Source organism: Saccharomonospora halophila 8, assembly GCF_000383775.1.
Lineage (GTDB): Bacteria > Actinomycetota > Actinomycetes > Mycobacteriales > Pseudonocardiaceae > Saccharomonospora > Saccharomonospora halophila.
In genome coordinates this window covers 43,751-48,950 of record NZ_KB912506.1, presented here as the reverse complement: position 1 = coordinate 48,950, position 5,200 = coordinate 43,751, and the positions used below count along the sequence as shown (strand labels likewise).

The 5,200-nt window shown below is 72.5% G+C and carries 6 protein-coding genes; 2 read left to right on the top strand and 4 right to left on the bottom strand.

The features are described 5' to 3' along the window. Positions 1-317, top strand: a 317-nt coding sequence (locus SACHA_RS20600) for a DbpA RNA binding domain-containing protein (protein ID WP_039738133.1), incomplete at its 5' end; no start/stop codon positions are given. Here the strand turns inward: SACHA_RS20600 and SACHA_RS0106225 are convergent. From SACHA_RS0106225 to mce, 4 genes are all read right to left on the bottom strand, one after another. Beyond that, the gene (locus SACHA_RS0106225; protein WP_019808060.1) at positions 268-1,305 is read right to left on the bottom strand and encodes an adenylate/guanylate cyclase domain-containing protein; all 1,038 of its coding nucleotides are present in this window, start codon (positions 1,303-1,305) and stop codon (positions 268-270) included. The two genes, SACHA_RS20600 and SACHA_RS0106225, sit on opposite strands and share 50 nt — an antisense overlap. 23 nt (positions 1,306-1,328) lie before the next feature. Next, on the bottom strand, positions 1,329-1,778 hold the full coding sequence (locus SACHA_RS0106220) for a universal stress protein (RefSeq protein WP_019808058.1): 450 nt from the start codon (positions 1,776-1,778) through the stop codon (positions 1,329-1,331). A 76-nt stretch (positions 1,779-1,854) separates the two neighbouring features. Next, positions 1,855-3,144: a coiled-coil domain-containing protein gene (locus SACHA_RS0106215; RefSeq protein WP_019808055.1), complete on the bottom strand. Its 1,290-nt coding sequence runs from the start codon at positions 3,142-3,144 to the stop codon at positions 1,855-1,857. 253 nt (positions 3,145-3,397) lie between these two features. After that, positions 3,398-3,844 carry a methylmalonyl-CoA epimerase gene (mce, locus tag SACHA_RS0106210; protein ID WP_019808053.1) on the bottom strand — a complete coding sequence of 149 codons (447 nt, stop codon included), beginning with the start codon at positions 3,842-3,844 and terminating at the stop codon, positions 3,398-3,400. Between the two features lie 204 nt (positions 3,845-4,048). Between mce and SACHA_RS25005 the strand changes: the two genes are divergently transcribed. Beyond that, a partial coding sequence (locus SACHA_RS25005; RefSeq protein WP_019808051.1) for an acetyl-CoA C-acetyltransferase occupies positions 4,049-5,200 on the top strand: 1,152 nt, incomplete at its 3' end.

Sequence of the window (5,200 nt, the reverse complement as noted above, 5' to 3'; positions counted from 1 at the left end):
ACGACGGGAACGCACGCCGCGGCGCGTCCCGCCCCACGCGCAACGGGAAACCGGGCAGGCCGCCCGCGGACGACATGACCCGGCTGTTCGTCAGTCTCGGCCGCACGGCCGGGGTGCGCCCCCAGGACCTGGTCGGGGCGATCGCCGGCGAGTCCCCGTTGCGCGGCAAGGACGTCGGCGCGATCGAGATCTCCGACCGGTTCTCCCTCGTGGACGTGCCGCACACCGCGGCGGACGACGTGATCAGCGCACTCCGGGACACCAGCATCAAGGGGCGGAGGGTGACCGTCCGCCGGGAACGTCGTCGTGCGCGGTGACCTCCCGCGTGCCCGCCCGGCGCAACGTCGCCGGGCGGAGTCGTTGGTACCCGCGGACGGGTACCGGCCGGAGCCTGCGGAGGTCGTAGTCCCCGTGCTCCGCGAGCACGTCCGCCAGTGCGGCGTCCACGAGGACGGTTCCCGGCCGTGCGAGTGAGGTCAGCCTGCTCGCGAGGTTGACCACCGAGCCGTACACGTCGCCGAACCGGCTCAGCACGCGTCCGGCGGCCAATCCGGCCCGGACCTCGGGAACCCGTTCGTCCGCCGCGGCGTGTTCGCTCAGTGACAGCGCGATCTCCGCGGCCCGTACCGCCGACGGGCACACGAACAACACCTCGTCGCCGATCATCTTGACGACCCTGCCGTGATGCTCGGCGACGTAGCCGGTCGCCAGTTCCTCGAACCGCTCCAGCAACCCGGACAGCTCGGCCTCGTCCACGCGCCGGGCCATGCGGGTGTAGCCGACCATGTCGACGAACCCGACGACCTCCGAGGCCGCTTCGAGCGTCTCCTCCGGCTCGGCCAGGGCGCGGCCCGCGTAGGCGGCGAGATGTCTGCGCCACACGAAGTCGTGGACCCGCTCCAGCTCCGGCAGCAGCCGTTCCACCAGCTCGCCGATCCGCTGTTCGTCCTCGGCGAGGTCGGGGTTGTCCGCGATCAGTGACCACAGCAGCTGGGACTGCCATTCGGCCAGCCGGGACATGTGCAGGCCGACCGCGCGGGCCACCGACGTCTCCAGGTCCCGGTCGAGCAGTCCGGTGTCCACCAGCCGGTCGGTGATCCGCACGGCCTCGATGTCGGCCTCGGTGAACACGACCTCGTCGTCGCCCACGGAGGCGAACCCCAGGGCCCGCCACAACTGACGGGTGCGGTCCTGGGAGACACCCGCCTGCTCGGCGACCTCCAGCCGCGTGTACCGGCGGGTGCCGCCGAGCAGGATCCGTTCGAGGCGGTGTGGCAGCGTCTCGTCAGCGGGGTGCTCGCTCATGGGCAGTGGTGCTCGCCGGGCCCTCAGGTGGTGTGGACGATGAGCACGTCCACCCCGGTCTTGCGGGCGACCTCGGAGGGGACCGAACCGAGGATGCGTCCCGCCAGGGTGTTCAGGCCGCGGTTGCCGACCACGAGCAGGTCCGCGGAGTGCTCCTTGACGACCTTGCGCAACGAGTCGACCGGCTCGCCGACCACGGGCACGGTCTCGACGTCGGTGGCGCCCGCCTTGACGGCCCGTTCCCGCGCCGTGCGGAGGGTGTCCTCGGCCGGGGCCGAACCGACGACCTGGTACGCCTCGTCCCGCAGGACGTCCGAGGCCTTCTCCACCTGTTCCTTGTCCGCGGGGTAGTAGGCGCAGCCGATGACGAGGGTCGCGGCGGAGTCGGCGGCCACACTCGCGGCGCGGTCGACCGCGGCCATCGACGAGTCCGATCCATCCGTGCCGACGACGACGGTCCGATAGGCGGCCATGCGGTCCTCCAGAAGGGTGCTCGTGCCGATTCAGTGGCCGAGAGTATCCGGTCGGAGGCCGCCACGCACCAGTAACCTACTCGTGAGTCGGTTTCGTTCCGGTGGTCGCGGGGACCACGACCGTCGGCTGGGACCCGCCGTCACCGTTGTGCTCCGTGGAGTGTCCCTCCAGCCCGTCCGCGTCGGCGTTCGTCGCCCCGTTGTCGGACGTCTCCGATCCACGGGTGTCCGTGACCGTCGTGTCCGAGCCTGTCGTGACTGTGCCTGTCGTGACTGTGCCCGTCGTGTCCGTGCCTCCTGCGTCCGTCCCGGTCGCCTCCGTTCCGGGCGCCTCCGTTCCGGGCGCCTCCGTCCCGGTCGTGTCCGTCTCGGTCGTGTCCGTGTCCAGCGACCCCCCGACCTCGGCGAGCATCGCGCGGGCCGCCCGCACCTGCTCGGCGATCCCGTTCCGGAGGGTCCGCAGGGTCTCCACCCGGGCGGTGGCCTCGGCGACCCGGCGCTCGGCCTCCTCGGTGGCCTCGGCCACCCGGCGCCTCGCCTCCTCCGTCGCCTCGGCGACCCGCGCGTTCGCCTCACTGATCGAGTCCTGCTTGCGCCGGTTCGCGTCCTCGACCGATTCCCGGCGCCTGCGGTCGATCTCGCCCTCGGCCGTGGCCTTCTCCTCGGCGACCTCCGCACGCACCGCCGCGGCGTGTTCGTCGGCCTCGGTGATCCGGCGTTCGGCGTCGGCCTTGCTCGCCGCCTCCTGCTCGGCCAGTTCCCGCATCGCCTCCGTCCGCCGGGCGGACATCGCGATCTCGAAGTCCTCCTCGACCTGGGCCCGGCGCTGCTCGGCCTCCCGGTCGAGCCGGTCCCGCTCCTCGGCCGCGCTCGTGGTGATCCCCTCCGCCTCGGCGCGGGCCTCCTCCAGCACCCGGGAGTGCTCGGCCTCCATCTGCTTGCGGCGGTCGGAGAGCTCGGTGAGCAGTTGTTCGTACCGTGCCCGCATGGCACCCGCGTCCGACTCGGCCTTGGCGCGGATGTGGCCCGCCTCGGCCTCGGCGCGGGCCTTCGTGTCGGCGGCCTCCTCCTGGGCGAGACGCAGCATGCGCTGCAGACGCTCGGACAGCCCCTCGATGGTGGTCGGTGGCTGGGCGAGTCGCTCGATCTGTCCGCGCAGGTCGTCGATCTCGATGCGCGCGGACTCCAGCTGCCTCGCCAGGTCGTCGGTCTGCGAGACGGCCGCGTCCCGGTCGGACATCAGCATCTTGATGTCGGCGTCCAGCCGCTCCAGATGCTCGTCGACCTGTGCCCGGTTGTAACCACGCTTCTCGAAGTCGAATCCCGCTCCCAGCGGCACGAGCTCCCGTTCCTCGCCAAGGCTCATGGCACCACCCTAACGGTCGCGTCCCGGCCGCACGTGCCGGAAGGCGCCGATGGGGCGAGCTCGCCCGAAGGGGGTCTCAACCGGCCGGTCGCGGCCGTTGACCGGCGGGCCGGGCAGGCGCAACAGCCCTCGGTGCCCTGGCCTTCCTTGTGCCGCGACGGTGGACCGCAGCGGTTCCGACGCCGCGGCGTCGACGTCGTGGATCGCGGGCGGCACCCGGACGAACGGTGTAGCCCGACGGGAGGAAGAAACCTCAGTGTGCTCCGCCCGCGGGTTCGACCAGTTCCACGAGCACGCCGCCGGCATCCTTGGGATGGACGAAGTTGACCCTGCTGTCGGCGGTGCCGCGCCGTGCCTGCGGGTAGAGCATCCGCAGCCCCCTGTCCCGCAGTGCCCGGGCCGCGGCCTCGACGTCGGTGACCCGGTAGGCGAGCTGCTGGAGCCCGGGACCCTGCCGGTCGAGGAACTTCGCGATCGTCGAGTCCGGCGTGAGCGGGGCGAGCAGTTGCACCGCGGCACCCTCGTGGTCGCCGGGGGCGTGCAGCATGGCCTCCCGTACGCCCTGCTCGTCGTTGACCTCGATGTGGGTGGCCTCCAACCCGAAGGTCTCGGCGTAGAAGGTGAGGGCCTCGTCCAGATCGGCCACGGCGACACCGACGTGGTCGAGGGCGGTCACGAACGGCTTCAGTGCCTGCTGCATGGGTCCTCAGGGTAGGGGCCCGGTGGCCGGCTGCCCACCGTGAGTTGTGTCGCGTCCGGCCTGCCCTCCCCGGCGCCGGCCGGGGCGGTATCGTCGATCAGGCCGCCATCGACATCGTCGATCACCGCCGTCGACATCGTCGATCGTGCCACCGACGTGGGCGTGTCCGCGTCGCCGTCGAACGACTCTCGCAGGAGGCAGATTGTGTCCGGTTTCCCGTCCGGCTCGGTGATCCTCGGTGCCGCCCGCACCCCCATCGGCCGGTTGCTCGGCTCGCTGAAGGACTTCTCCGGGGCCCAGCTCGGGGGCGTGGCCATCCGGGCGGCGCTGGAGCGTGCGGGCGTGCCCGCCGACGCCGTCCAGTACACGATCATGGGGCAGGTGCTCACCGCGGGCGCGGGGCAGATCCCGGCCCGGCAGGCGGCGGTGGCCGCGGGGATCCCGATGAGCGTGCCCGCGCTGACCGTCAACAAGGTCTGCCTCTCCGGCCTGGACGCCGTCGCGCTGGCCGACCAGCTCGTCCGCGCGGGCGAGTTCGACCTGGTCGTCGCGGGTGGGCAGGAGTCCATGTCGCAGGCACCGCACCTGCTGCCGAACTCCCGCACCGGGGTGAAGTTCGGCGACACGTCGCTGGTGGACCACATGTCGCAGGACGGGCTGTTCTGCGCCTTCGATCAGGCCGCGATGGGCGCCTCGACCGAGCGCTACAACGCCCGCTACGACCTCACCCGCGCCGACCAGGACGCCTTCGCCGCACGGTCGCACCAGCTCGCCGCGAAAGCCGCGGCCAACGGCGTCTTCGATGCCGAGCTGGCGCCGGTCGAGGTCCCGCAGCGCAAGGGTGAGCCGGTCACCGTGACCGCCGACGAGGGCGTGCGGGGCGACACGACCGCCGAGTCGCTGGCGAAGCTGCGCCCGGCGTTCGACCCGGACGGCACGATCACCGCCGGATCGGCCTCCCAGATCTCCGACGGCGCCGCGGCGGTGGTCGTCGCCAGCAGGGCCAAGGCCGAGGAACTGGGCATCACCCCACTCGCCGAGGTCGGTGCGCACGGGGTGGTGGCCGGACCGGACGCGAGCCTGCACGAGCAGCCGTCGAACGCGGCCAAGGCGGCGCTGGGCCGGGCGAAGCTGGACGCGGACGCCCTCGACCTCGTCGAGATCAACGAGGCGTTCGCCGCCGTCGGGCTCGTCTCGTCCCGGGAGCTCGGGGTCGACGAGGACCGGGTCAACGTCAACGGCGGGGCGATCGCGCTCGGCCACCCGATCGGCGCGTCGGGCGCCCGGCTCGTGGTGCATCTGGTGCACGAGCTGCGCCGTCGCGGCGGCGGCCTCGGGGCGGCCGCGCTGTGTGGC